Consider the following 25,767-nt stretch of genomic DNA (forward strand, 5'->3'; position numbering starts at 1 on the left):
TTTTTCTACCCCAGTGCACAGCTAAACGATTGTCGCCACGTTTATCGCATCAATGAATTGCCTGAGTCGACCCATATCACCGCGACCATGCCTGAGCACGATCCTCGGCATTTCAGCCATTTCAACCTCATTTTCCTCCTCCGGCAATGCGCCACGCTGCTGCATCGTTCCCGACTTTACTATATCGGCAAACTCTGTCGCTAGATTATCGAAAGCATCTGGATCAATAGCATCCTGCAAACGAACCACTAACTTATCCCCAACGAAACGATAAGAATGGAAGTTGCGGTAGAAATTTACAATTTCACTCACAGCCTCCTCAATGTCATCAGTCACTTTAAACAAGGCGAAATCTGACTCTGAAATGAGATTGAGTCGCATGAGGTGCTCTTCAATAAACTGATTCCAGAACTTCCAATACGTCCCCCCCTTCGCATCGAGCAAGACCAATGGGTAGATCACAGCCTTTCCTGTTTGAATCAAAGTCATCGCCTCAAAAATCTCATCCATTGTGCCGAATCCTCCTGGCATCGCCACTGCCGCATCGGCCTCCTTCACGAAAGACAACTTCCTAGTAAAGAAGTAATTATAATCTATAAGCTTCTCATCTCCAGCGATGAATGGATTCGCTGAAGATTCAAAAGGAAGTGATATATTTAAGCCGAAACTATTTTCTCTCCCCGCCCCCTCATTTCCAGCGGCCATGATGCCAGGGCCCGCACCTGTGATGGTCATGAAGCCCTCCTCTCGCATTCTCTCAGCAAACTTCACTGTAGTGATGTACTCAACTTCCTCAGGTTTGGTTCTAGCTGAACCAAAAATCCCCACCTTCTTGATGTGTGAATACGGGTTGAAAACTTCACTCGAAATACGCATCTCTTTGAGTGCTCGATTCATCATTTTAAAATCTCCCTGACTTACCGCACCACGTGAGATCCTCACGGCCGTAGTCATCAACTCGGCAAGCAAGCAGAAACCCTCGCTATTATCGATCTCCTTCGCCAAGGCTGAGATCTTCTCGTCTAATGCCTTCTCTCCAGTCGTGCCCACATAAGAGCACGACGCTGAATTAATCATCCCCCCAGTGAAATCTTTCTCCTGCGGTACATCTCTATGCTTCCTTTTACTCATACCCTAATTTAACCGAGCATATAGATTATCGCTACAGAAAAAGGCTCACACTCCAATATCAGGAGAGTGAGCCTTTTTATAAATCGATTGAACTAAGTGGTTAGTAAACGTCGCGACAGTAGCGCTTTTCTTTCTTGAGCTGCTTAACGAAGGCCGCCGACGCCTCTTCACTGAGACCTCCGTGCTCTTGAGCGATAGCGTGAAGTGCGGCGTCTACATCCTTGGCCATGCGTGAAGCATCACCACAAACGTAGAAGCTAGCATTAGCCTCATTGAGCCATTTCCAGAGCTCAGCACCGGCTTCTAGCATACGATCCTGAACGTAGATCTTCTCTTTCTGATCGCGTGAAAATGCGGTGCTCAACTTTGTGAGAACCCCGTCAGACTGCATCTGCGTGAGTTCGTCCTGATAAAGGAAATCATCCGCTTCGTGAGGATTGCCAAAGAAGAGCCAATTGCCACCTTTAGCTTCAGCCACCTTACGCTCTTCAAGGAATGCGCGGAATGGAGCAATTCCAGTACCTGGACCAACCATGATCACAGGTGTGTCACCATCGGTTGGAAGGCGGAATGCATTGTTCGAGTGAAGGAACACACCAGGGTTTGCTTCGTTAGCGCGATCTGAAAGGAATGTGGAGCAAACTCCACCGCGGCTGCGATGCTTGCTTTCATAGCGAACAATTCCGACAGTAAGGTGAACCTCATTCGGGTGTGCATTGGGGCTAGATGAGATAGAGTACAGTCTCGGCTGTAATTTCTTGAGTGATCCTACAAATTCCTCAGCATCTGAAAAATCAGCAGGGTGGTCAGTGATCAAGTCAACCACTTCGCGGCCATAACAGTAGTCGTCATACGCAGCTTTGTCGTCGCTTTCTACCAGCGCACGAAGGTAGGGCGAACCACTACGTTTTTGCCATTTCTGAATGAATGTCTTATTTATGTTACGGATATCGTAACTATGAATCAGAGCATCACGAAGAGTGGATTCACCGCCACCAGGCAAAGGAACTTCCTCCTTGGCCTTGAAATTCACGTTACCAAGGATTTCATCGACTATTGCCTCGTCGTTGCATGGATAGACTCCGAGAGCATCACCAACCTCGTACTTGAGACCTGAACCTTCCAGCGAAAACTCGATGTGGTGGGTCTCGCGCGGTCCATTGGTGTTCAGGTTAACGTTCTTGAGGATAGGCGCAGGGAAAGGATTCTTTTTATTGAAACCATCTTCTGAAGATTCATCTTCCACAACAACCAGCGCAGCTGATGCTCCTAGGGCATCTAGCACACCTTTCTTCCAGGCTTCAAACTCGTCATCAAACTCTACATCACAATCAACACGTGGGAATATCCGTGTTGCTCCGAGTTGCTCGAAGCGTTCATCAAATTCGATACCGCACTTGCAGAAGTCTGGGTACTCTGTGTCTCCCAGAGAAAGGATTGAAAAATTGACTCCTTCAAGGCTTGGTGCTGCATCGCTAAGGATCCACTCGTGGAAGTCAGCTGCATTATCTGGTGGCTCGCCATCACCGTAAGTAGAGGTGATGATGAGAACATTTTGCTCAGTAGGGAGTTTCTCTTTCTCGTATGATCCTAAATCGACAAGTACTGGCTTAAAGTTCATCTTAGCCATCGCTTTCGATAGCTTCTTTCCTAGTGCCTCTGAGTTGCCAGTCTGCGAGCCAATAAGGATCGTAACTGGAACCACAGGTGCTGAGTCTTGGCCATTTAGGCCTCGTCCACTTGTGAGGTCGTTGATGAAATTTGACACGAGGCCATTGAGCCACTGACGTTGTTCGGCAGTGAATGGAGCATCATCAGGAATGTAATTCTGCTGTGACATAATAAAATTTTCGCCCAGGGACTAATTCCCCTAGTGGCGGGAGTGGGTAAATTGCTTCAAACCACCACGCCATGCAAGCATTGATGGTGGCAGTATTGCATTATTTTCCCCGATTTTTATGCACCATAGCACAATCTAGCGCTCACGCCTAGGTCGAGTGCCCAGAATGATGCGTAAACCGACGATTGGAATCGCCGAAAGAGCCAATGCTACGAGACCAATCTTCCACCCTGGGTAGACACGGGCCTTGTTCGTGCTGAGCCCAGCTAAAGCCTCGCTCACCACTTGAGATTTTGGTACGTAGAAGAATTCACTACCAGGAATCTTATTTTTACTTTCATCACGCATCGCCGTCTTACCAAACTCGGTGTGCACGGGCCCCGGGCAAAGAGCTAGGACATTGATATTGTGGTCTTTTAGTTCCATCCGAAGTGCTTCAGAGAAACTTGTCACATACGCTTTACTTGCCGCATAGACGGCGAAATCGGGTATAGGTATGATGCTAGCCAACGAACTCACATTGATAATGTCGCCCTCGCCGCCCTCACACATTGCAGGCAACAATGCGTGCGTCAGGTGAGTCAGAGCATTGACATTGAGTTCTAGCATCTGCTCAAGCTTTGGCCAGTCAGCCTTAGAAAACTCACCAAAGTCCCCCATCCCCGCATTGTTAATCAACAAATCCGGACTGGCACCGTGGTCTTCGATCAGTTGGATAAAGTTTGCGCGCGCATCACGGTCAATCAAATCAACAGCAAAGTGCAACACGTCTAAATGAGGATTCAACTCTTTCAGATCGCTTGCTAAACCTAGCAAACGTTCTTCTCTGCGTGCGATCAGGATCATCTGATCACAGCATGGCGCTAATTGACGAGCAAACTCTTCACCGAGGCCCGATGAGGCGCCAGTGATCATCGCCGAACGATAGTGGAGGGAGCTCGTCATTAGCGTGTTTCGGTGAAATGATTAAGCAGTTGGCTGCTCAGCATTCTGATCCACTTCTACAATGCGAAGTGGGATGCGTGTCATCAACTCTTCGTCGATGCTGATGTCGATGGAGTAGATGCCATCTTCTGGGAACGAAAGGCCCTGAAGATTGAGGATCAAGTTACGTGTCATGAATGGCACGGAATCTGGAAGCTCGATAGGCATGTCTGCTTCGATCGGCATTTTGTCGTCGAGTGAGTTGCCGTCAGCATCAATGATGTTTACGCTAAACTTACGCTGACCTGTGTCTTCAGGTGTGATGCAGAGACGGAGTGCTAGACAGCACTGTGGGTGAACCACTGGCATCTGTGGAGCTGCGAGTGTGTCGAAGGTGCCGTTTATCACCATCTTACCGTTGTAGTCGGCTGCGAAGTCGCAGAGTGTTGCAATTTGGATATCCATAATATTCTTTCTTTTAAAAATTGGTTAATCTGCCCCAAAAACGAGGCGGAATACCTATGCCAGATTTATACGCGAGGTAAAGCACCGACTTTCAGGAATTTCGGACCATTTACAGCACCTTTGAAGTGAGTCTCTAGAGAAGAAGCTACAACGAATTGTCGCTAAAGAACTTAAGCCTCTCCTTTTCTGGATCGTATCTATAACGAGACGATTCAGAAAGGTCGTCTTGCTGTAAACCTATCGAATGAAGACTATAAGCACCATCCTCCTGGGTTTGGTAGATGAGAGATCCATCGCTGTAAGGATCATTCACAGCTACTTCGAGCTCTAGATAATCAAGTGACTTGGGGTAACTCCCATTCTCGAGATAACTCTTCTCTAGTCGGCACGCAATAATCGCCATGCGCTGTTTAGTAATAGCCTTTAGCAAAGTCTCGTACTGGTTCACATAGGCTTCCAACATGGACTCACCTGAGCTTTCATGCCAAGAAAGATCAGGAACATTCTCACGTAGATCACGCAAAACTCTGATGTTCACATCGTTCTCGATGGCCGAGACAAACACATCCAGCATATGCCTATGAGGAATTGCCATGTTATTAACCATAACTCCCTCCGGTACAACATGGAGAGCCGCGACCATCATCAACTTTTCAACATCGACCCATGGATCCCCCTCTTCGCTTGCACTTATAGCTTCATAAATTTCATCAAAAAACCCCTCCACGGCGCCTTGAATTTTGACCATAACAGTCGTGTAGCCATGCTTGCGGTAAAGTTTTACTACTTTTTGCTAATAAACAAAATCAGCTGAAGGAAACTCCCTGAATGCCTCTGTGGTCTTTTTCAGCACAAAATATTCTTCAATAGCACCAAGTTGCTCCGCACTCCAAACATGATGACTCATACCAAAGCTCACAAGGTCTATAACTCCAGCATCAAGTGCTGTATTCACGAGGAATGCAAGTAGTGAGGTGCCATGACTCCCAACGTTCGATAACTCCATGCAGCGTTGAAGGTCTGAAAATGCCGCGGTGGAATCTCCCATGTGAACATGAAGCTCAGCCCGTGAACTGTAGAATTTGATAAACCCAAGTAAATTCATTAGTGATCTCCCGTCTTCTTGAGTGATCACCCCCTCCAAGGTTAACTCTCGGGTAAGAGATGAACTTGTGGTTAGTCGCGACTGGAGGACCTGCGCAACTTTTCTAGCATCTTCAGCAAAAGGGTCCAATAATGCTAACAAAGATGAAGCTGCTTCCTTTTTAGTTTCGAACTGTTCATCCGGAATCCACATGCGAATGTCTTTTTCATCATATGGAAATGAATCCTCATATTTACTGACAATAATAGTTCTAACGTCATCCATTCCTACCTCGTCAGCCTCCCGCCGCATCAATAGATTACTCTTGATGAAAGGATCATCAAAGAAATCCAGTTCAGACGCTACCTCATAAAAACGATTTTCTCGGTCTAAGTCATAGACCTCGGTAGCCGTCATCTCCAATGCATCCCAGCGATCCCATGCGCACTTATTGTAAAAGTAGCGCGTAAGACAAAAAGTCGATACTAGCACTGCCAGAAGAATAGTAGCACGCAGCATAAACTTTTTGCTGAAGACAAATCTGAGAACCCATTTCAGCCCCCTCTTGAAAAACAAAATAATACGCATCAGTCACTTGTTAGGTTAAATCACCGATTTTGACTATTATAAATCAACGCGGAGATCATCTAGCATCCGACTACTCAAGACCCTATAGCCCTAAAGCATAACAACCTAACACGTGAAACAGTGAGCTCCCACGAGCCTAGTAATTTTCAGGCTTCTGATTGTTATCGTAGTCGATACGATCCGCTAGGTTTCTCGCCTTGATTCTATTATCACGCTTGGCTCGGCGCTCGGTGATCATTTGGCGCTTTTTTCGGCGCTTGTTGAGCTCTTCGATTTCATCTTCTAGCTTGAGGTAGCTTTCGTAGCGCTCGATCGACAATTCTCCAGACTCCACAGCGGCATTAATGGCGCAGCCCTTGTCGGAGGCGTGCTTGCAGTCGTGAAACTTACAACGTGACGCAATCGCATCGATATCTAGAAAGCTTTCTCGCAGGGTGTTCTCATCGGTCCACATCTGGACCTCACGAATCCCTGGGTTATCGATTAGAATTCCACCTTCATCCAGCACTAGCAACTCGCGAGCAGTGGTGGTGTGGCGGCCTTTCCCGGTGAGTTCATTGACATCGCTGACCCACTGCCACTCGTCGCCGAGAAGCTGGTTCACAAGTGTGGATTTACCAACGCCACTTGAGCCCACGATGGTGATGCTCACGCCCTTTTTTAAATATTGCTTGAGGACTCCCAAGCCCTCATTTTTCGCGGCGCTGGTGATATAAACATCAGCTTCAGCATTAAGTTCTTCGATCTCTTCTTTAGCTGAGGTGTTGAGATCATCTGGGAAAAGGTCACTCTTGTTTACTAGCACCACGGCTTTCGCGCGACTGCGTTCGATCAACATGAAGTAGCGCTCCATGCGGCGAGGGTTGTAGTCAGATCCAGCATCCGTCATCACCACGACAACGTTCACGTTTGCCGCCATCACCTGTTCCTCACTGCTCTTGCCTGGAAGTTTGCGGGAGAAACACGTCTGACGCGAAAGACGCGCGCGGATCATATTGTCATTATCATCGCCACCCACACCGACTTCTAGAGCGACCCAGTCCCCCACTGCTGGTAATTCAGCGTCGCTCGTAGCATCGTGATACACCTTACCACTCATGACAACCTCTAGCTCTTTCGGGCCAGCGAGCAGCGCTCCATACGCGATCTTATTATCACGCACCAAACGTGCTGGAACCCACCCCTTTTTAGCAAAAGGCTTAAACTCTGCAGCAAATTCTTCGTTCCACCCGATGTCCTCTAGTTCCATGTGCGTTGAGTTTAGTCAGCCTTTGGCGGAATTCTACAGCTTTTTCGTGTTCTTTTTCAGCGCCATTTAGTGGTCTCACTAGAGTTCCAATTGAGCACGTATCGATGCTCTCTGGATTTTCCCTAGTGATGAGCGTGGGAACTTAGGCTGTAAATGTATTGTCTGTAGTGTCTCAACTCCACGAAAGCCACTTAAATCAATGGGCTTAGCGGACTCAATCACAGGAATGAGAAGTACTCCTCTACGTTCATCAGCAACTGTCAGAACAATAGCACTACACAACGTTTGCTGCTCAATCCGTTGCTCTATGGAAGTGATATCCACCAACTCTCCGAGCACTTTGACCAACGAATCAGCTCTCCCGAGAACCCGGATTCCATCACCCTCGAGTTCGACTAAATCTTGGGTGGTGAACCAGCCATCCACTTTTGGGTCCACGAAGGAAAACTCTCCTTCTTCCTCAATCACATACCCACTGAAACCAGCCTCGCCTCGCCACTCTAGCACTCCACTAGTATGAACTCGGGTCTCCCAGCCATCAAGGATGCTTAAAAAGCCATCACCTGTATCACCAGTTGCAACCTGCGATGCTGCCTCAGTCATGCCGTAGCTGCGCAGCACTGGCCAACCCAAAGCTTTCGCTTTTGCGTAGTGTGCATCGCTCAAGCTCCCGCCACCAACAACAACATGCTTCACACAGCAAGGTGCCACACAGCGTGACTCTATGAGGTCAACCACCTGAGTTGGTACTAATGAAATACACTCACAGCTATTCTCATACACAAAGCGAGTAAACGCCACTGGAGCCCACTTCTGATGAAATACCTGGCAGTGACCACCACTGAGGAACGAACGTACTAAAACCCCAAAACCACCCACATGGTGGATAGGTAAGGCTAATCCCCATCGAGCACCAGTCTCAATGCCTAATGTCTGATTTACTACCCTAGCAGAGGCTAACAGTGCAGACTTTGATAGCGCGACCCATTTAGCCGCGCAGCTTGAGCCACTCGACTGAAAGAGCACATGATTCTTTAAAACACTCTGCGCTCTCACCCACTGCTCAAGGGATAAAAAATTCGCGTCAGCCAATTGAGTATTGTGCATTACAAAACATGACTCATCATGCCAGAATGCGGGCTCTAGAAACTGACAATGGCAAATCATCTCAGCATTTCCCAGTTAAGCTCATCAATCAGATCATCAAACCCCAAACCAGTTCCAACTGGCGAACGCCATTCAGGCTGAACTGGTCCCATGCGGTCGATGAAAGCATTTGGCTCAAATAGGCCATGAGTCATCAGCCCAGCAACGGGATCGAGTAGCCCATAGAATCGTTTTTCTACCTTACCTGCACACCATGCCGCATAACATTGGCCAATCGGGTGATCCATGTAGCTCGTGAGAACCAGACGCCAACCTTCTAACATAGCCTTGGCACAGACGGCAGTCACATCATCTAGTGCAGGTTTGATCACGGCGTAGCGAAACTGATTGCCTGCTATTGGTACATCGCGGTCGATCGCTAACGGCACGCCATAGACCTCACGAATCCCCTGCCAAGCTGGATCATCAGTGCGACAAGGGTCTTCTAAAAAGTCGATCTTAGAGCGGAGCGATTCCCCCATGGACTTCACAAATTCGCGCAACTCCCCGCCACCTAAAACATTGTTAAAATCAAGTCTCCAGCGGAGTTCTGGATGGTCAGCGTGGACCTCATGCATCAACTGCAACTCAGCCGGCGCATCGCGGCCAGCCTTCATTTTCACCACATCAAAGCCAGCGGTCAGAGCCTCATCGATCTTATCCCTGCCCCCCACGATAGTAGCGTGGCTTCTAGGAACCCTCACACCATCGAACAGGCTAACACCAGCACGCCGCGCAGCACCATCGACCATCGCACATTTTACAGCAGCTCGCACCAGCGGCCTAAAAAGACGCCGATTCTTTAAGTCATCGAGCACCTCATCCAGCGATGGATCTCCAAGAACCTCCCATGGATGGATACAGCCCACTCCTCCATTGATAAGGATCAGAAGACCCTCGTGCGCAGTCCTGTCGGATCGGCTATTTAGGCCTCGTCTGCTGTGCAGTGTGTACCGATGAATGTAGATGGGCTCGCTCATGATCGTTATCCGTTAGATAACACAGGCAAGGGTGAAGAGGATAGCAAAAAGGATCAACTGGATACCACCTAGAGCTAAAAATTTATTGTACTTCGCACTCGGTGGTTCCTCGCGGACATTCCCCCATATCCTCACCCCGAGAATGATAAACATAGAACTCCCGAGCCAAAGGCTCATTTGGCTCATACAGAGCCAAGCTAGCGAGAGAAAAAACGCCCCGAAAATCTCGATCGCGACCACCCGCTTACCCCAACATTCACCAAGCTTTACAGCAAGCGTGTTCTTAGAATTTCCAGCGTCCTCTTCACGGTCGCGCAGGTTGTTGATGGAAATCAGCACAGCACTGAGCAATCCAAGCTGAATACCTAAAAGTAATCCCTCTATTGGCCACCTCCCTAACTGAACAAAAATAGTGCCCATCACAGCGATTACACCAAAAAACAGGATCACAAAGATTTCACCTAAACCACGGTAGGCCAGCGGTACTGGCCCACCAGTGTAGCCATAACAAAGGTAGAGCGAGGGCAAGCCGATTGCCACCATCGACCAGCCACGTGCCTGAAATAAGAACCATCCAAAAACAGCAGCTACTAACAAGCACCCCAGAGCGGCCCCATACACCTGGCCCCGGCTGAGTAGGCCTGATGCCGTAGCGCGCACTGGGCCGAGCCTGCGCTCAGTGTCGGCGCCCTTGTCGTTGTCGATAGCATCGTTAAAAAAGTTTGTCCCTATCTGGATCCACACCGCTCCCATTAAAGTACAAAGCGCCAGCCACCCATCAAACTCCCCCTCGAGCTTCCAAGCCAGCATACAACCTAACCACACGGGAACAATCGCCGCAGGCAATGTCTTTGGCCGTGCCGCTAGAATGCAGGATTTGAGCGTGCTGTTCATTGCAGTTGTCTAACCATAGATTACGCAGATTATACAGATTCTTTTTCGTGGACAATCTATCTATTCTTCGAGACAGATGGTGCGATGAAGCGATATAACCGCGAAATACGCTAAAAACACGAAAGCTTTGAGAGCCCGCACAATGGAACATCTCTACCACTAATCCACACTAACGGCACGAATTTTTGCCTGTGTAACAAATCAAAAAATGATTTCCTAGGTGCGCCACCGCCGGCTTGGCAGTAAACAATTCCCGCAACATTTCGCCAATTTCGCGGTCAAAGAGCTAGATCAACCTAAGCATTAAGAAACTCCTGGACAGCCAAGGCAAACTCCTCTGGTTTCTCCCACGGGACACGATGTCCACAATCAGGCACAACGACGAGTTTTGCATTGGGGATCGCCTCTACTGCTGCTTTGGCCACCTTCAAAAACTTCGTGTCGCGTTCGCCTACAATCCAGAGCACCGGGCAAGTTACTTTTTCTAACTGCTGCAATAGATCCTCCTGCACTCCGACAGTCCAATCCATAAAGGAACGAGCTACCGCCTCTCGTCTGGGTTGGAGAGACCGGCGGTCGGGCATGGTGGCTCCATCCAAAACTCCCTGGGCATTCCATTCGTTGAGAAATGCGCTCCATTCGCCTTTCAGCGCCTTAGCTGCCCATGCTGCATCCAGCGCCTGCCGTGGTATTTTTCCCTCCTCTGCAATGCCAGTATGAGCCGAGACTATCACCGCTTTGCTCCACTTGGATGGATTCTCAATCAACGCATGGAGAGCTAGCCTCCCCCCCATTGAATAACCTAACAACACAGGATTCTTAGCGTGCACTTCTTTATTGAATGCCGCGCCGAACTCACTAATCGGCATAGGGCAACAGGCCAAAAATTGCCACAAATCAACACGCGCCAGCGGCACATTGTTTTGCTTCAATGTTACAGCTAAATCTTTCCAATCCGCAGCCATTCCAACCGCGCCATGTAATGCATATATCATCTATTCTTTTATTGCCAAATTAGTCCACCAGCCACACCCGAAATCAACACCGCAAGCCATGCCGGAATCTTGCGCGTCCCGAGAGCTAAGAATATGGGGATCACAATCAACAAATCAAGAGGTTCACTAACTATTTTAGCCTTAAACATGTGGACTAGCGCAGCGGCCAAAAGACCGACTACGGCGGCATTCGCCCCGATCACAGCTCCTTTCGCCCGTGGCATGGCTTTCAACCAATTCCATAATGGAACACCAACGACCAAGAGAAGCATTCCCGGCGCGAATATTGCGACAATACCTATGACTCCTCCCAACCAAGGGTTGCCGCCAATCCCCACTGAGGAACCAATGTAAGAAGCCAGAGTAAACATCGGGCCAGGCACTGCCTGAGCTGCACCGTAACCAGCGAGGAACGAGTCCTGCTCCATCATTCCACCTCCCACAAAGCTCGTCTCCAACAACGGCAACACAACATGGCCGCCGCCAAAAACAAGAGATCCCGCACGTAATAGACCAGCCACGGCATTCGCGCCCGATCCCATTTGCGCTAACAATGGCAAACAGCAGATAGCTCCAATGAAAGCTAAAATACCCACCACACTCAGAATCGGTAGCTTACCTCGCTTCTCCCGATCTTCCTTCTTCACATGGACTTTTGATTCAGAAAACAAATATGCACCAACGAGTCCACCGAGTAGAATAACTAAGGGTTGAAGCCATGCTTGTGATGCCAAAAGTAACAGCGCTAGTGAACCGAGAGCGACCAGTAACTGAGGGCGACCAGGACAAAGCTTCTTATACATACCAATGACTGCCAGCGCCACAATAGCAACGGCAGCAAGCTTCAACCCATGAATCCAACCAGTGCCTAGAGCATCAGAAATAGGCTGTAGTCCTACAGCGAGGAGGATCATCAAAATGGCTGAAGGCAGTGTGAATCCCAGCCAAGAACCTAAAGCTCCGTTCCAACCACCTTTCTCGTAACCAATAATCGCTCCGAGCTGGCTACTTGCAGGCCCTGGTAAAAACTGGCAAAGTGCCAGCAGCTCAGCAAAGCGTTCCTCACTGATCCAGCCATGCTTGACGACATAGGCGTCACGGAAATAACCCAAATGGGCTACAGGGCCACCAAATGACGTTAATCCAAGCTTGAGGGCAGCTAAGAAACAAGTAATAAATTGCATAGCGCAAAGCTAGATATTCAATGAACGAATCGCAAATGAAAATATGCCTATTTGGTGGCACCTTCGATCCCATCCACCTAGGCCACACTTTTATTGCTCATCAAGCAGTCTCTCAACTAGGGATAGATAAAGTCATCTTTCTCCCCTGCAAGCAATCTCCACATAAATTAGAGATGCAATCAGCGACTGCTGAGGAACGCCTCAAGATGTGTCAACTGGCTACATCCAAGCTGCCATGGGCAGAGGTTAGCGACTATGATCTCACTTCTCCCCCACCATCGTATTCATGGCGCACCGCTGAGCATTTCAAGTCACTTTACCCGAATGCCCAGTTATTCTGGTTGATGGGAACCGACCAATGGCAATCAATCTCGCGCTGGGATCGAGCCCACCATTTCGCAAATTTGCTAAGAATCATCGTCTACAGCCGCGATTCTGAAGCCATTCCCGTGAATGAATTCGAGTCGACATTACTCAACACTCTACAACATCCAGCTGCGGCGACGGTCGTCCGCCAGCAAATTGCGGCTAACCTCACTTCCCCCTGGCTCCACCCTCAAGTCGCCAGCTTAATCAAAAAAAATCAGCTCTACCTCAAGTCGCCACTTGATTAAATCCCAATTCACTCCTCTAATATCAATTATAGAATCCACTCCTATGAAAAAACTCGCTCTAATCGTAGCCGTCGCTCTGACCGCACCACAATTGATCGCCCAGGAATCAACTCCTACAGAAACCCCTGCTCCAGCTAAGAATGGGCCTACTGAGCGATACAAAAATGCCATCAATGCATTTAGCAACTTACCGAAAGAGACCCGCATTGCCTTCGTTAAGCAGAAAAACGAAGCTGGTATCTTGTTCCAAAATAAGCGTATCTTTGAATCTCTAGAGGCAACTCGTGAGTTGATTGATATTTTCCCAGATGACCCACAAGTCATCAACCTGCGTGGTGCGTGCTACGTCGAGCTCCGTGATTTCCCAAAGGCAATGGAACAATTTGTCCTTTCTAAAGACATCACAGGCCCATCACTCAATGTGCTTTTCAACATGGGAGAAGTTGCTTTCGTCTCGCGCGACTGGAATAAGTCTATCGAGATTTTCAAACAAGCTCTAGAAATAGCACCCGAGAATGCGCTACAAATGAAGCGCCTCGTTGAGTTCAAAATTCTCCTTTCGCATATTGGTTTATCCAATGATGGTAAACTTGGCGCAGACGTTCGCAAATCACACGCAGAAACGGTCAAAGCCATGTCCGCCCTCTATGACTATCGTGACGACTCCCCTTTCTATTACTATGCTAACTCAGCCTTAAATTACTCCCTCGACAATAAAGAGAAAGGCCTACAATTTCTCAATAAAGGACGTCGTGTGTATTCAGGCTCAGCTCAGACACTTGCTTCATGGGAAGACACCATGACCGAGTTTGGCTACATCAAAAGTTACTATGGTGACGAGCAGAAACCTGCGGTAGAAGAGTAGTCAGCGACTCACTTAAAAAAATTAAAGCCCGCACCGAACATTCGGTGCGGGCTTTTTTTATCTCTAGAATACTAATTAAGCTTTGCTAAAGACCACTTTCTTTGTGCTATCGAGCTCGGCATGAATCGTGTCACCCTCGACAAACTTCCCGTCAAGAACATCTAAGCTCAAAGGGTCTAGCAAACACCGCTGGATAGCTCGCTTCAGCGGACGGGCTCCATAGGTGGGATCATACCCTTGTTCCGCGAGGTATTCGCGCACCTCTGCAGTTAAGTCTAGGCCGAGCCCTTGCTTAGCAAGCCGCTCACACACTCTATCAAGTTGTAGACCAATAATTTTTCCCAGCTCTTCTTTGTTGAGTCTATCAAAAATGAGAGTCTCATCGATACGATTGAGAAATTCTGGGCGGAAATGTGAGCGTAGTGCTTCATTCACCTTAGCTTCACGTTGTTCAGCATTCGACTCATCTACAATATACTGACTGCCAATATTAGAAGTCATTATGAGCACTGTGTTTCGGAAATCTACCGTACGCCCTTGTCCATCAGTGATACGTCCATCATCTAGCACCTGTAGTAAAACATTGAATACATCGGGATGTGCTTTCTCTATCTCATCAAACAGAACCACACTGTAGGGCTTTCTCCTAACATGCTCGCTGAGCTGACCACCTTGGTCATAGCCGACGTAACCTGGAGGGCCCCGATTAGACGCGAGACAGCATGCTTCTCCATATATTCGGACATATCTATACGAACCATCGCCCCCTCATCATCAAAAAGGAATTCTGCTAACGCCTTGGACAGCTCAGTCTTGCCCACACCAGTAGGACCAAGGAAGATAAAGGAACCAATCGGTCTGTCTTCATCCTGTAATCCTGCACGTGCTCGGCGCACGGCATTAGACACTGCAACAATGGCTGGTCGTTGGCCTATGACTCGCTCACCCAGACGGGTTTCCATCTGCACTAACTTTGAGCGCTCACCCTCTTGTAGACGGCTTACGGGGATGCCAGTCCAGCTAGCGACCACACCGGCGATATCCTCCTCCGTAACTTCTTCCGTTAAAATGCGTCCAACTTTCTGAATTTCATCTAACTTTAGCTTTGCCTCCTCAGCTTTTGTTTCAGCTTCCGGGATGCGACTATACGTTATTTCTGATGCTTTTGTCAGGTCTCCTTCACGCTTTGCTTGTTCCGCATCATTTTTCAATGACTCTATGCTTTCCTGCGCGCTATTGACGATGGTAATGATCTCTTTCTCATTTTTCCATTGAGCCATAAGTCCATCTGACTTCTCCTTAATATTAGCCATTTCCTCCTTCACCTTTGCTAGCCGCTTTGCACTAGCTGGATCAGATTCTTTTTCTAAGGCTTGGCGCTCCATCTCTAACTGCATGACCTGGCGCTGCATTTGATCAATCTCTGTAGGCACCGAATCAAGCTCAATTTTCAGTCGTGATGCAGCCTCATCAACAAGATCTATAGCTTTATCAGGTAGGAATCGGTCCGAGATATAGCGATCGCTCAATGTGGCAGCCGCCACAATAGCACTATCTTGAATACGCACTCCATGGTGTACTTCATAGCGCTCTTTTAAGCCGCGTAGGATTGCGATAGTGTCCTCAACACTAGGTTCGCCCACTTTGACGGGTTGGAACCTCCGCTCAAGTGCTGCATCTTTTTCGATGTACTTGCGGTACTCATCAAGCGTGGTTGCACCGATCGTACGGAGCTCACCACGAGCCAATTGTGGTTTAAGTAAATTAGAAGCATCGACAGCGCCTTCACTAGCACCGGCACCGACTATGGTGTGTAGCTCGTCAATGAAGAGAATGATCTCGCCATCAGATTCACTTACCTCTTTGAGGAAGGCTTTGAGACGCTCTTCGAATTCACCGCGGAATTTAGCCCCTGCTACCATTGCTCCAATATCCATAGATATGAGTCGTTTCCCTTGCATCGATGTTGGTACATCCCCACTGACAATACGGCGGGCTAGACCCTCTGCAATAGCCGTCTTGCCCACACCTGGGTCACCAATCAGTACAGGGTTGTTTTTGGTGCGCCTACTTAACACTTGCATCAACCTTCGGATTTCATCATCCCGTCCAATCACCGGATCGATTTTTCCTGCCCGAGCTAGGGCTGTTAGATCCGTGCCATATTTCTCCAGAGATTGGTACTTACCTTCTGGGTCCTCATCAGTGATTTTTTGGCTCCCGCGGACCACTTTCAGAGCTTGCTCTAACGTTGGCGCATCTAGACCATTCTCTTGCAACATTTCACCCGCTGGACCGCCTGATTTGAGAGCGCCAATGAGGAAGTGCTCCACACTGATGAAATCGTCCCCCATAGATTTACGTGCTTGGTCAGCCTCATCCAAAATGGAGCGTAATCCATAACTTGGTTGTGGCTGAGCATTACTGCCCTTCAAACTAGTCTCTGACGCCAGAGTACTAACGACTCCCGCTTTGAGCTTCACTAAATCAACCCCTGCTGATTCTAAAATAGGAACCACTATTCCTCCCTCTTGTTGGAGTAACTCCAACAAAACGTGCACGTCTTTTAACTCTGGGTGTGAAGAGCGAGTGGCTGTTTGTTGTGCTTGCTGCAATGCTTCCTGCAGCTTGATTGTCAATTTTTGCATTTGTTTTATTATAAAAATTTCCAGGCTCTCTGCGAGATCTATTTAATAGGATGTTTACTTGAGTACCTTCTTTGGCGTACTATAACCTATATGCCACTAGACTACACCTCCCATCCTGATAAATATGACGGTCGCATGCCGTATAATCGATGTGGAAAAAGCGGCCTCAAGCTACCAGCCATCTCACTTGGCCTCTGGCATAATTTTGGGAAACCCAACAGCTTAGACATGGCGCAAGCAATCTTGAAGAATTCTTTTGATGCTGGCATCACCCATTTTGATCTAGCCAACAACTACGGACCACCTCCAGGTCGTGCCGAGATCAATTTTGGTAAAATATTCCATACTCATTTCAGTAATCACCGCCACGAACTCATCATTTCCACCAAAGCTGGATACCTCATGTGGGATGGTCCCTACGGAGAATGGGGCTCACGCAAGTACATCCTCAACTCGCTAGACCAATCACTGCAACGCATGCAGCTAGACTACGTGGATATCTTTTACCACCATCGCCCAGACCTGGACACGCCATTGGAAGAATCTATGGGAGCATTAGCCACTGCGGTGCAGCAAGGAAAAGCACTCTATGCAGGCATATCTAACTACCCAGCAGACAAAGCCGCCGAAGCAATCAAGATCCTCAAGGAGATGAATACACCCTGCTTGATCCACCAGCCAAGATACTCACTCCTCGACCGCGGGATTGAGGACGGACTCACAGACGTACTAGACGAGCACGGTGTCGGATGCATCACATTCTCACCGCTAGCTCAAGGTCAACTCACGAACCGCTATCTCGAAGGAATCCCTGCTAATTCTCGTGCCGGAAAAAAAAACGGTTTCCTAACGGTGAACCAAGTGAATGAAAATATTGGTAAGGTCAGGCAGTTAGCCAACATAGCCGATGCTCGTGGCCAATCGCTGGCTCAAATGGCCTTAGCCTGGACAATATCCAACCCGACAGTCACATCCACCCTGATCGGCGCTAGCAGCGTAAAACAACTACAAGAGAACCTCAAGTGCCTCAACAACTGCGAATTTTCCCACGAGGAACTAGCACTTATCAATGGGATCGTTTAAAACATCTCCAATTGGGTTTCATCCTCCTCATCTGCGAGCCTGATCCCCACACCTAACAAACGCACGGCTTTACCCCCACCACGTGCATGACCATCTATCAATAAGGCCTCTGCTAGGATTTCATCAACACTTGACGAAACCTTTTCTATGGTGGTTCTCGAGAAGTCAGCAAACTTAAGCTTCACCACGACGCTCTTGATGGTACGCTCGGTGTAGCGCGCCTGATAGCTTTGCTCCACCTCAGCAACCAAACGGCGCAACTCAGGAACTAAAGCTAGATCTCCGACTACATCTTCGCTGAAGGTTGTCTCTTTGCTGATAGACTTGCGCACTCTGTGGACCTCCACCTCACGCGCGTCGCCCCCCCTACACAACTCGTAAAGCTCTACTCCCCATCGACCATAGCGCCTAGACATGGCTATTTTATCTAGTTTTTGCATATCCCCACAGGTGACAATTCCATGCTGACTTAACTTTTCCTGCATTTTCTTCCCCACCCCCCAGAGTTTAGCTACAGGCAGGGTACGCATAAACCCATCCACATCGTTAGCAGTGACTACCCATTGACCATTTGGCTTATCTAGGTCGCTCGCGATCTTAGCAATCAACTTGTTCGGCCCAATCCCCGCTGAAGCAGTCAGCCGAGTCTCTTCAAAAATCTGACGCCGAATCTCACGTGCAATCACCGAGGCATCAGACCGCCAATGGCTCACATCGAGGTAGGCTTCATCTAGGGACAGCGGCTCAATAAGATCTGTGAACCTTCCAAAAATCGCACGAATCTGAGCCGACACCGATTGGTATACCTCAAAACGCGTCGGCACTAAAATCAACTGTGGACACCTCTCAAGCGCCATGAATCCTGGCATCGCAGCGCGCACACCGAAAACGCGCGCCTCGTAGCTCGCCGTACACAACACCCCCCTCCTGCCACTGCCACCGACACCAATCGGCTTCCCCCTGAGTTCCGGAAAATCACGTTGCTCAATCGCAGCATAGAAACAATCCATGTCGATATGTATGATTTTCCGCTGTTTCTCCTGCTCACTCATTCTGTGTGCTTGCAGCAAAGCCTAGGCTGAGGTATTTGTCCACACGATGAAACAACTCACACTCTTATTACTCGCCACTTTCTGTGTCATTTTCACTGCCTGCAACCAGCAAAAACCCGAAGTCCCTAAGAAAGATATTAGCCACACCCACACGGAGGAAGGTGATATCGAAGCCTCAAAGCAAGACATTCGCATCATCATCCATACAGATAACGGTGATATTGAAGCCTCCATCTTTGCTTCGAAAACGCCTATCACTGCTGCCAATTTTCTCAACCTAGCCGATCGCGGTTATTACAATGGAGTCAAATTCCACCGTGTCATTCCCAACTTCATGGTCCAAGGCGGCGACCCGACCGAGACTGGCCGCGGCGGTCCTGGCTATAAATTCGAAGACGAATTTGTCGACGAGCTCAAGCACGATAGTGCGGGCACATTCTCGATGGCAAATGCGGGGCCTGGCACGAATGGATCTCAATTCTTCATTACCCACAAAGCCACTCCCCACCTCGATCAACGGCACACAGTGTTTGGCAAAGTTACTAAAGGTCTAGACATCGTGAACAAAATAACCGGGAAACTCTCAGGCCCAGGTTGGAAGACCGATGGAGTGGGTAACAAAATCACCTCAATCGAGATCCTCGATAATTGTGATGCTCTCTACAAATTGCAATCCCAACGTATCGCCGATTGGAATTCCGTGCTCGATGTCCGCTACCCACGCAAAGACAAGTAACACCCACCACTAACGACCACTCAATAAGCTCAGGAGATTCTCCTGAGCTTTCTTTTTTCACCTCTAAGGTATATTGGGAATGACATTTGCTCACACTCTCCTAGACTTAATAGCGTAATGCCAATCTGGATGCCACCCATCATCGCCTTCTTACTAGGCTCTATCCCCTTCGGACTACTCATAGCAAAGTCCCAAGGTGTCAATATCCGCGAGCATGGTTCGGGGAACATCGGCGCTACCAATGTGCTTCGCGTTGTTGGGAAGAAATACGGGATCACTTGTTTTGTTCTAGATTTTTTCAAGGGGCTCATACCTACGTTCATAGCGATAAATTTCATTCGTTTTGATCAACCTGCTGATATCGTCGCAAAAAATTTTATGCTACTTCCCAGTCTGCAGGATCACGCCAGCATACTCAGTCAAATCAATGCACAGGGCCTACACATACTGACTGGGCTTTGCGCTGTCATGGGGCACAACTATTCCCCCTGGGTTTCATTTAAAGGCGGTAAAGGGGTCGCGACCTCAGCTGGAGTGATCACCGCCCTCGCACCATTTGGACTACTCATCCTAGGCTTCATTTGGTTTGTGAGCTTTAAGCTTACACGCTACGTTTCTGTCGCCAGTATTCTAGCTTCAGTCTCTCTTCCATTTGTCGTGATATACGGCTCATGGCGTCATGGTAAATTAGCCAATGACACATGGAATAAACCACTATTAGCCTTCGCTATTTTCATCGCTCTTATGTCCGTCTGGAAACATCGGTCCAATATCGTTAAATTAATGAATGGCACCGAAAACCGCTTCACCCCAAAAAGTAAAAAATCTTAAGCCATGCCATTCGATTCATCCCAAACCGCAGTTGTACTAGGTTCTGGCTCATGGGGCACAGCCCTAGCTATGGTGCTTTCTGAGCACTTTTCTAAAGTCACACTCATTGGCCGCAACATTGAGCAGTGCGCAGAAATTAATGGATTTCACACCAACGCAAACTACCTGCCACGCATTGACTTACCGAAAAACATCGAAGCTTCAGTCGATTATAAGGATGCAGTCGATGCCTCCCTCATCCTCTTTGTTCTGCCCACTTCAGCTACACGCTCTGCCGCAACTGAGCTTGCCTCAATTGGGATATCTACCGATGTTCCGCTGGTTTCGTGTTCCAAAGGTATTGAACGAGGCTCAGGTATTCGCATGAGCGAAATCATCACGGAACTCATGCCGCACAACCCAATAGCTGTGCACTCTGGCCCAACACACGCGGAAGAAGTCTCGACTCATCTCGCATCTGCGGCGGTAGTCGGCTCCACTAACAACGATCTAGCAGAAGGCCTTCAATCAGTCTTCACCACAGCGTACTTCCGCACCTACACCAGCGACGATGTAGCCGGCATCGAACTCGGTGGAGCGCTGAAGAATGTCTTCGCTATTGCAGCCGGAATCATCTCCGGTATTGGTCTAGGTGATAATGCTATCGCCGCGCTTGTCACACGTGGGCTCGCTGAAATGACCCGCTTAGGCATCGCTCTCGGTGGCAGACCCGAAACTTTCTCTGGGCTCTCTGGTATTGGTGACCTGATGGTGACTTGTTATTCACCTCATTCACGCAACAACCGCGTGGGCAAAGCTCTCGGTAGTGGTGAGACTCTGGAAGAAGTCACCGAACGACTAGGAATGGTTGCCGAAGGTGTTCCCAACACCCTCTCGATCTATGAAGCAGCACGTAAACATGGGATAGAAACCCCTATCATTGATGCTGTCTATCAGATCTTATATGAAGATAAATCAGCTCAGGAAGCCCTCGTTGATCTTCTCACTAGAGACCTAAAGCCTGAAATGGGCTAAAGCTCACCTCATACTTCCTATAGACACAAAAATGCGAAGCCTTTTGGGCTTCGCTTTTTTTGCAAGAAATACACCTGAAGGGAGTCGAACCCCTAACCTTCTGATTCGTAGTCAGATGCTCTATCCAATTGAGCTACAGGTGCTTTAGATTGCTTGCTGCACCACTTTTGTGTTTCGTGTATTTTCCAGAAAAGAAATACACCCGAAGGGAGTCGAACCCCTAACCTTCTGATTCGTAGTCAGATGCTCTATCCAATTGAGCTACGGGTGCTTTTGAAACACATGCTGTGTTGCGCTGCGGGCGCAGAAAACCACAAGACCCCCTATCCGTCAAGGAAACGCTGCACTTTTTTTATTAGGTAATCTGAAGCATTCTCCGCAACACCCTTGCCAAGAAGTAGCTAGATACAAATATCTTTGTTCTATTTTTCCAATGCCAAGGGTGCAGAGAACGATAACTCTACGATGAATCCTCCCATCTTTCTGCGACGCTCTACAAACTTAGCGAAACATTTGGCTATTCCAGATGAGTTTTAGGTTGAAAATCCCGCAAATTCACGGCACTGATCAAACATGTTAACGATCCGCAACCTCACTAAGACGATTGGTGGGAGAACACTCTTTGAAGAAGCCAAGATGACCATCAACTGGGGTGAGCGCGTTGCTCTCGTCGGGCCTAATGGCGCAGGCAAGTCCACCCTATTCCGCATAATCCTCAATCAAGAGGACCTTGATTCGGGCAAAGCTGATATAGATGAATACGCCATCACTGGCTACCTAGCACAGGAATCTGGCGACCCTGGTCCTGAGTCCATCCTCGAACTCGCAATCGGCATCACACCTGAAATGGCAGCAGCAATCAAAACGATGCGTGAGTGCGAAACTGCAGGCACAACTGACCTGCCAGAATTCGCGGAAGCCCAAGACACCTTTGACGCCAACAATGGCTACGCTCTAGAGCCTAAGGCTAAAAAAATTCTCGCTGGCCTCGGCTTCAAGCAAGATCAAGTCAACGAGCCAGCCAGCACCTTCTCTGGCGGTTGGGTCATGCGTGCTAACCTCGCGCGCCTCCTCGTCCAAGAGCCAGACCTCCTCATGCTGGATGAGCCGACGAACCACCTAGACCTCCTTTCACTCATTTGGCTCCAGCGTTATTTACAGAGCTACCCAGGCGCCTTGCTAGTCATCTCTCACGACCGTGATTTCATGGATGAAATCATCGAGACAGTCTACGAGATCGATGAGCAAAAGCTCGTTAATTACACTGGCAACTACAGCTCTTACGAAAAACAACGTGAAAAGCGTTACGACCAAAAAGTGCAGCGCTATCGCTCACAACAAAAAGAAGTCGAGCGTATTCAAGAATTTGTCGATAGATTCCGCAATGTTGGCTCAAAGTCATCGCAGGTAAACGAGCGGATGAAAATGATTGCAAAGCTCAAAGCTGAGATCGTCAAGCCGATGGCTCCACGCAAAGTATTCCGCTTCAATATCCCTGAGCCACCACGATCTAACCAGATTCTAGCAGAACTCAAGGGTGTGCGTAAGGCATACGGCGACAAAGTCATCTACGATAAAACCGACTTCATGGTCGAGCGCGGTGACCGCACAGTACTCGTCGGGCCTAACGGCGCAGGTAAATCAACATTGATGAAGATCATTGCTGGGTTCGAAGACGTGCAAGAAGGCTCCTGCGAACTCGGTTACGCCACAAAGATGGGCTACTTCTCCCAGCACCGTGCACTCACACTCAATGAGTCTAACACAGTGCTCGACGAGGTTATGGCAGCCAATCCTGAACTACGCGAAGATGAAGCCCGCTCCATCCTCGGCTCCTTCCTATTCCGCAAGAACGATGTACTCAAGCGCGTCCGCGTACTCTCTGGTGGTGAGAAATCACGACTCAACTTGGTGAAATTCTTGGTGAATCCACCGAACCTCCTGCTTATGGATGAGCCGACTACTCACCTTGATCTCCTTTCTATCGAGGCTCTGGTTCAGGCACTAAAGTCTTACAAAGGAACATTGCTCTTCATCTCCCACGATGTGCACTTCATCCGCAACCTTGCGGAAACCACAGTTCACGTCGCAGACGGCAAGCTCACCAAATACAGCGGCGGCTACGACTACTTCCTCGAGAAGTCGGGCCTAAACGACGATCGCTCAGCGGTGACTTCGTAGATAACCCTAATAATATTTCTCAATGGGAGCTCACTTCGAGCTCCCATTTTTTTGTTGCTACAGAACTAATACCACTCAGTGTTTCGAAAAAGACTGATGCTTGAGTGATTCCCTTAGAAATCAAGACTAGAAGAAGGAGCGATGCGAGCATCGTAACTGAGGATAAACGCTGATTCAGAAGGAAAACACCCAGCCCCTCACTTCTTCCGTGAAGCGCACATTTCTAGAACCTAAAAAACAACATCTGTCTCTTTTGAAATGCTAAGTGGTATAATAAATCAGTTGATTCAGGGGGCAGTCAAAGGTTGACCATAGAAACGATCACGGCTATCACCAATCGCGATGAGTGAATCTGCATCTGAATATCCCGTAATGATTGCTGGCACTGGTAGCTATGTGCCTGAGAAAGTTGTCACTAACGCCGACCTTGCTAAAGTTATTGACACCACAGATGAGTGGATCACATCGAGAACTGGCATCAAGCAACGCCATATTGCCGCTGATGACGAGTTCACTTCTCACCTTGCCACCAACGCGGCAAGAAAAGCGCTTGAGCAATCAGGCATTGCTGCAGAAGACATACAGCTCATCATTGTAGCTACCATTTCACCTGACACTATCACACCTGCGACGGCGTGCTATGTTCAGCATAATCTTGGAGCTAATAAAGCTATCGCGTTTGATATATCAGCCGCTTGCTCCGGCTTCCTCTACGCTTTGAAATTGGCCAAGCGCATGATTTCTGACGGAGCATTCGAGAATGCCCTCATCATCGGAGCTGAGAAGCTCTCCTCATTCGTAAACTGGGAAGACCGCAATACTTGCGTGCTCTTCGGTGACGGAGCTGGAGCTGCAGTGCTTCGCCGTTCAAAAGAAGGTGAAGGCCGCATCTTAGCGACTGAAATGGGAACTGATGGCAAACACACTGGCATCCTGAACATCCCAGGTGGCGGCTCAGCCTGCCCTACCACTCCAGAAAATGCTGCTGAAAAGCTCGCTTCACTCAACATGTCTGGCCGCGAAGTATTCAAGCTCGCCGTCAACGCCATGAAGAAAGCCTCCGAGGCGGTGATTGAGCGCGCCAACCTCACTGCGGATGACATCAAACTCGTCATCCCGCACCAAGCGAATCTGCGCATCATCGATGCCATCGCTGACCGCCTCACCATCCCCAATGAAAAAGTCTTCGTCAACCTTCACAAGTACGGCAACACTTCAGCTGCAGCTGTCGCCATCGCCCTAGACGAAGCGCACCGCGCAGGAAGATTCGAACGCGGTGACAAGATTATCTTAGTCGTCTTCGGCGCCGGCCTCACCTGGGCTGCTACCGCAATCGAGTGGTAACTTCTTCTCCACTTGCAAACTTTTTAGAAACTCCGCATAGTCAATTTATGCGGAGTTCTTTTTTTGTTAGCTTGTCTCACATTCTCGACTAGCTGGTTAGCCGCGGACACACTTGACGCCCCTAACATGGATGCTCAAGTAATCGATCAAGTGCCGATCCACGAACTTGCATGTGGCCCAGTAGCCCTGCTCAATGCCTATCAATTCAGCTCCGATGACTGGCGTGGCTCCACTCGTAAAATGACTGGCAGCCCACAGGAAAAATTCCACTACTTCACCAAGACTTATTGCTCACGATTTTCACGCAATGCGTACATGAAGAGACGGTGGGATGATAAGAATGGTATTCGCCCAGACGACCTAACTGAAGCAATCAACGAGCTACACAAAAAAGCTCATCTCCCCACGGTGCGCCTGGAGAGACTTTTCCTAACTAAAGATCAAACCCACCGAGAGCTTCTAGTAAAACTTCACGCTAGCATTACACAGTCACTGAAGAACGGGTTTCCTCCTCTCCTTTACATATCGAGATTTGTTAAAATCACCTCGGCCACTGGCGGACACCGATGGTCCGAAGTCAGTAGTCACTTCATCACAATCACCAGCACCCCCCAGAAGCTAGAACCAGATAGCCGAAGTTGCAGCTTCAGCTGTGTCGACCCATGGGGAGGCCGTAAAGGCTGCACGAGCTTCACCATTAGCGAATCTACATTCTTCGCCAATGACATCACCAATCGGAAAAATAAACAGCTCCGCAAAAATCCCACACTCGTGGTTCCTCGAAACGCTTTTGGAGTTGGAGCTAGTTTCGTGGCCTCAAATCTACCTCAAGTGGTAGCTACAACTCATCTACTAGTGGCGGAGTCCGCGCCAACCGCTATAGCTCCCTAAAGGAACCTATGGCAACTACCGCCCATCG

General features: G+C 48.7%; 22 protein-coding genes, 2 tRNA genes and 1 pseudogene. 9 read left to right on the forward strand and 16 right to left on the reverse strand.

All coding sequences use genetic code 11. The features are described 5' to 3' along the window. Nucleotides 1–21: 21 nt before the first annotated feature. The 12 genes from BSZ32_RS16765 to chrA form a co-directional block, all read right to left on the reverse strand. Complete coding sequence (locus BSZ32_RS16765) at nt 22–1,131, reverse strand: LOG family protein (protein ID WP_105044479.1); 1,110 nt, start codon at nt 1,129–1,131, stop codon at nt 22–24. Nucleotides 1,132–1,231: 100 nt separating this feature from the next. Next, nucleotides 1,232–2,971, reverse strand: coding sequence for a sulfite reductase subunit alpha (locus BSZ32_RS16770; protein WP_105044480.1), 1,740 nt, complete (start codon nt 2,969–2,971; stop codon nt 1,232–1,234). Between the two features lie 135 nt (nt 2,972–3,106). Next, on the reverse strand, nt 3,107–3,916 hold the full coding sequence (locus BSZ32_RS16775; protein ID WP_240610673.1) for an SDR family NAD(P)-dependent oxidoreductase: 810 nt from the start codon (nt 3,914–3,916) through the stop codon (nt 3,107–3,109). Between the two features lie 21 nt (nt 3,917–3,937). Beyond that, a complete protein-coding gene (locus tag BSZ32_RS16780; protein WP_105044481.1) occupies nt 3,938–4,360 on the reverse strand; it encodes a DUF6941 family protein in 423 nt (140 codons plus the stop codon). Between the two features lie 145 nt (nt 4,361–4,505). Then, on the reverse strand, nt 4,506–5,108 hold the full coding sequence (locus BSZ32_RS16785; RefSeq protein WP_105044482.1) for a hypothetical protein: 603 nt from the start codon (nt 5,106–5,108) through the stop codon (nt 4,506–4,508). Nucleotides 5,109–5,153: 45 nt separating this feature from the next. Continuing rightward, nucleotides 5,154–6,032 carry a hypothetical protein gene (locus BSZ32_RS16790; protein ID WP_105044483.1) on the reverse strand — a complete coding sequence of 293 codons (879 nt, stop codon included), beginning with the start codon at nt 6,030–6,032 and terminating at the stop codon, nt 5,154–5,156. A gap of 136 nt (nt 6,033–6,168) precedes the next feature. Beyond that, entirely contained in the window at nt 6,169–7,281 is a 1,113-nt protein-coding gene (rsgA, locus tag BSZ32_RS16795) for a ribosome small subunit-dependent GTPase A (RefSeq protein ID WP_105044484.1), read from the reverse strand. A gap of 78 nt (nt 7,282–7,359) precedes the next feature. Then, nucleotides 7,360–8,388, reverse strand: coding sequence for an AMP-binding protein (locus tag BSZ32_RS16800; protein WP_165788912.1), 1,029 nt, complete (start codon nt 8,386–8,388; stop codon nt 7,360–7,362). Between the two features lie 56 nt (nt 8,389–8,444). Next, nucleotides 8,445–9,407, reverse strand: a complete 963-nt coding sequence (locus BSZ32_RS16805; protein ID WP_105044486.1) for an enolase C-terminal domain-like protein — start codon at nt 9,405–9,407, stop codon at nt 8,445–8,447. A 12-nt stretch (nt 9,408–9,419) separates the two neighbouring features. Beyond that, nucleotides 9,420–10,301: a 1,4-dihydroxy-2-naphthoate octaprenyltransferase gene (menA, locus tag BSZ32_RS16810; RefSeq protein WP_105044487.1), complete on the reverse strand. Its 882-nt coding sequence runs from the start codon at nt 10,299–10,301 to the stop codon at nt 9,420–9,422. A gap of 296 nt (nt 10,302–10,597) precedes the next feature. Continuing rightward, complete coding sequence (locus BSZ32_RS16815; RefSeq protein ID WP_105044488.1) at nt 10,598–11,296, reverse strand: alpha/beta fold hydrolase; 699 nt, start codon at nt 11,294–11,296, stop codon at nt 10,598–10,600. 8 nt (nt 11,297–11,304) lie between these two features. Beyond that, nucleotides 11,305–12,480, reverse strand: coding sequence for a chromate efflux transporter (chrA, locus tag BSZ32_RS16820; RefSeq protein ID WP_105044489.1), 1,176 nt, complete (start codon nt 12,478–12,480; stop codon nt 11,305–11,307). Between the two features lie 20 nt (nt 12,481–12,500). On the opposite strand from chrA, the gene nadD reads away from it, so the two are divergent. Together nadD and BSZ32_RS16830 are read left to right on the forward strand one after the other, a co-directional pair. Then, a complete protein-coding gene (gene nadD, locus BSZ32_RS16825; RefSeq protein WP_105044490.1) occupies nt 12,501–13,094 on the forward strand; it encodes a nicotinate (nicotinamide) nucleotide adenylyltransferase in 594 nt (197 codons plus the stop codon). 43 nt (nt 13,095–13,137) lie between these two features. Beyond that, a complete protein-coding gene (locus BSZ32_RS16830) occupies nt 13,138–13,959 on the forward strand; it encodes a tetratricopeptide repeat protein (protein WP_105044491.1) in 822 nt (273 codons plus the stop codon). Between the two features lie 75 nt (nt 13,960–14,034). Here the strand turns inward: BSZ32_RS16830 and clpB are convergent. Then, nucleotides 14,035–16,607: pseudogene (clpB, locus tag BSZ32_RS16835) on the reverse strand (ATP-dependent chaperone ClpB). Between the two features lie 90 nt (nt 16,608–16,697). On the opposite strand from clpB, the gene BSZ32_RS16840 reads away from it, so the two are divergent. Further along, on the forward strand, nt 16,698–17,690 hold the full coding sequence (locus BSZ32_RS16840; RefSeq protein ID WP_105044492.1) for an aldo/keto reductase: 993 nt from the start codon (nt 16,698–16,700) through the stop codon (nt 17,688–17,690). On the opposite strand, the gene dinB is transcribed toward BSZ32_RS16840, so the two are convergent. Beyond that, the gene (gene dinB, locus BSZ32_RS16845) at nt 17,687–18,742 is read right to left on the reverse strand and encodes a DNA polymerase IV (RefSeq protein ID WP_105044493.1); all 1,056 of its coding nucleotides are present in this window, start codon (nt 18,740–18,742) and stop codon (nt 17,687–17,689) included. The genes BSZ32_RS16840 and dinB overlap by 4 nt on opposite strands. Nucleotides 18,743–18,788: 46 nt before the next feature. On the opposite strand from dinB, the gene BSZ32_RS16850 reads away from it, so the two are divergent. The 3 genes from BSZ32_RS16850 to BSZ32_RS16860 all read left to right on the forward strand — a co-directional run bounded on the left by BSZ32_RS16850 (nt 18,789) and on the right by BSZ32_RS16860 (nt 21,323). Beyond that, nucleotides 18,789–19,478: a peptidylprolyl isomerase gene (locus tag BSZ32_RS16850; RefSeq protein ID WP_105044494.1), complete on the forward strand. Its 690-nt coding sequence runs from the start codon at nt 18,789–18,791 to the stop codon at nt 19,476–19,478. 129 nt (nt 19,479–19,607) lie between these two features. Continuing rightward, nucleotides 19,608–20,309, forward strand: coding sequence for a glycerol-3-phosphate 1-O-acyltransferase PlsY (gene plsY, locus BSZ32_RS16855; protein ID WP_240610674.1), 702 nt, complete (start codon nt 19,608–19,610; stop codon nt 20,307–20,309). A 3-nt stretch (nt 20,310–20,312) separates the two neighbouring features. Next, on the forward strand, nt 20,313–21,323 hold the full coding sequence (locus BSZ32_RS16860) for an NAD(P)H-dependent glycerol-3-phosphate dehydrogenase (protein WP_105044496.1): 1,011 nt from the start codon (nt 20,313–20,315) through the stop codon (nt 21,321–21,323). Between the two features lie 69 nt (nt 21,324–21,392). On the opposite strand, the gene BSZ32_RS16865 is transcribed toward BSZ32_RS16860, so the two are convergent. Both BSZ32_RS16865 and BSZ32_RS16870 read right to left on the reverse strand, forming a co-directional pair. Further along, nucleotides 21,393–21,466 (reverse strand) — tRNA-Arg (locus BSZ32_RS16865). Nucleotides 21,467–21,520: 54 nt separating this feature from the next. Further along, nucleotides 21,521–21,594: transfer RNA gene (locus BSZ32_RS16870), tRNA-Arg, on the reverse strand. Between the two features lie 302 nt (nt 21,595–21,896). On the opposite strand from BSZ32_RS16870, the gene BSZ32_RS16875 reads away from it, so the two are divergent. The 3 genes from BSZ32_RS16875 to BSZ32_RS16885 all read left to right on the forward strand — a co-directional run bounded on the left by BSZ32_RS16875 (nt 21,897) and on the right by BSZ32_RS16885 (nt 25,739). After that, entirely contained in the window at nt 21,897–23,504 is a 1,608-nt protein-coding gene (locus BSZ32_RS16875; protein ID WP_105044497.1) for an ABC-F family ATP-binding cassette domain-containing protein, read from the forward strand. Between the two features lie 342 nt (nt 23,505–23,846). Next, nucleotides 23,847–24,848: a beta-ketoacyl-ACP synthase III gene (locus tag BSZ32_RS16880; RefSeq protein ID WP_165788913.1), complete on the forward strand. Its 1,002-nt coding sequence runs from the start codon at nt 23,847–23,849 to the stop codon at nt 24,846–24,848. Nucleotides 24,849–24,974: 126 nt separating this feature from the next. Continuing rightward, on the forward strand, nt 24,975–25,739 hold the full coding sequence (locus BSZ32_RS16885; protein WP_105044499.1) for a hypothetical protein: 765 nt from the start codon (nt 24,975–24,977) through the stop codon (nt 25,737–25,739). Nucleotides 25,740–25,767 lie beyond the last annotated feature (28 nt).

Source organism: Rubritalea profundi, assembly GCF_002954445.1.
Lineage (GTDB): Bacteria > Verrucomicrobiota > Verrucomicrobiia > Verrucomicrobiales > Akkermansiaceae > Rubritalea > Rubritalea profundi.

Coding starts and splice junctions, on each gene's coding strand:
- BSZ32_RS16765 (WP_105044479.1), bottom strand. CDS start 1,131: ATGAGTAAAAGGAAGCATAGAGATGTACCGCAGGAGAAAGATTTCACT.
- BSZ32_RS16770 (WP_105044480.1), bottom strand. CDS start 2,971: ATGTCACAGCAGAATTACATTCCTGATGATGCTCCATTCACTGCCGAA.
- BSZ32_RS16775 (WP_240610673.1), bottom strand. CDS start 3,916: ATGACGAGCTCCCTCCACTATCGTTCGGCGATGATCACTGGCGCCTCA.
- BSZ32_RS16780 (WP_105044481.1), bottom strand. CDS start 4,360: ATGGATATCCAAATTGCAACACTCTGCGACTTCGCAGCCGACTACAAC.
- BSZ32_RS16785 (WP_105044482.1), bottom strand. CDS start 5,108: ATGGTCAAAATTCAAGGCGCCGTGGAGGGGTTTTTTGATGAAATTTAT.
- BSZ32_RS16790 (WP_105044483.1), bottom strand. CDS start 6,032: ATGCGTATTATTTTGTTTTTCAAGAGGGGGCTGAAATGGGTTCTCAGA.
- rsgA (WP_105044484.1), bottom strand. CDS start 7,281: ATGGAACTAGAGGACATCGGGTGGAACGAAGAATTTGCTGCAGAGTTT.
- BSZ32_RS16800 (WP_165788912.1), bottom strand. CDS start 8,388: ATGCACAATACTCAATTGGCTGACGCGAATTTTTTATCCCTTGAGCAG.
- BSZ32_RS16805 (WP_105044486.1), bottom strand. CDS start 9,407: ATGAGCGAGCCCATCTACATTCATCGGTACACACTGCACAGCAGACGA.
- menA (WP_105044487.1), bottom strand. CDS start 10,301: ATGAACAGCACGCTCAAATCCTGCATTCTAGCGGCACGGCCAAAGACA.
- BSZ32_RS16815 (WP_105044488.1), bottom strand. CDS start 11,296: ATGATATATGCATTACATGGCGCGGTTGGAATGGCTGCGGATTGGAAA.
- chrA (WP_105044489.1), bottom strand. CDS start 12,480: ATGCAATTTATTACTTGTTTCTTAGCTGCCCTCAAGCTTGGATTAACG.
- nadD (WP_105044490.1), top strand. CDS start 12,501: ATGAACGAATCGCAAATGAAAATATGCCTATTTGGTGGCACCTTCGAT.
- BSZ32_RS16830 (WP_105044491.1), top strand. CDS start 13,138: ATGAAAAAACTCGCTCTAATCGTAGCCGTCGCTCTGACCGCACCACAA.
- BSZ32_RS16840 (WP_105044492.1), top strand. CDS start 16,698: ATGCCACTAGACTACACCTCCCATCCTGATAAATATGACGGTCGCATG.
- dinB (WP_105044493.1), bottom strand. CDS start 18,742: ATGAGTGAGCAGGAGAAACAGCGGAAAATCATACATATCGACATGGAT.
- BSZ32_RS16850 (WP_105044494.1), top strand. CDS start 18,789: ATGAAACAACTCACACTCTTATTACTCGCCACTTTCTGTGTCATTTTC.
- plsY (WP_240610674.1), top strand. CDS start 19,608: ATGCCACCCATCATCGCCTTCTTACTAGGCTCTATCCCCTTCGGACTA.
- BSZ32_RS16860 (WP_105044496.1), top strand. CDS start 20,313: ATGCCATTCGATTCATCCCAAACCGCAGTTGTACTAGGTTCTGGCTCA.
- BSZ32_RS16875 (WP_105044497.1), top strand. CDS start 21,897: ATGTTAACGATCCGCAACCTCACTAAGACGATTGGTGGGAGAACACTC.
- BSZ32_RS16880 (WP_165788913.1), top strand. CDS start 23,847: ATGAGTGAATCTGCATCTGAATATCCCGTAATGATTGCTGGCACTGGT.
- BSZ32_RS16885 (WP_105044499.1), top strand. CDS start 24,975: ATGGATGCTCAAGTAATCGATCAAGTGCCGATCCACGAACTTGCATGT.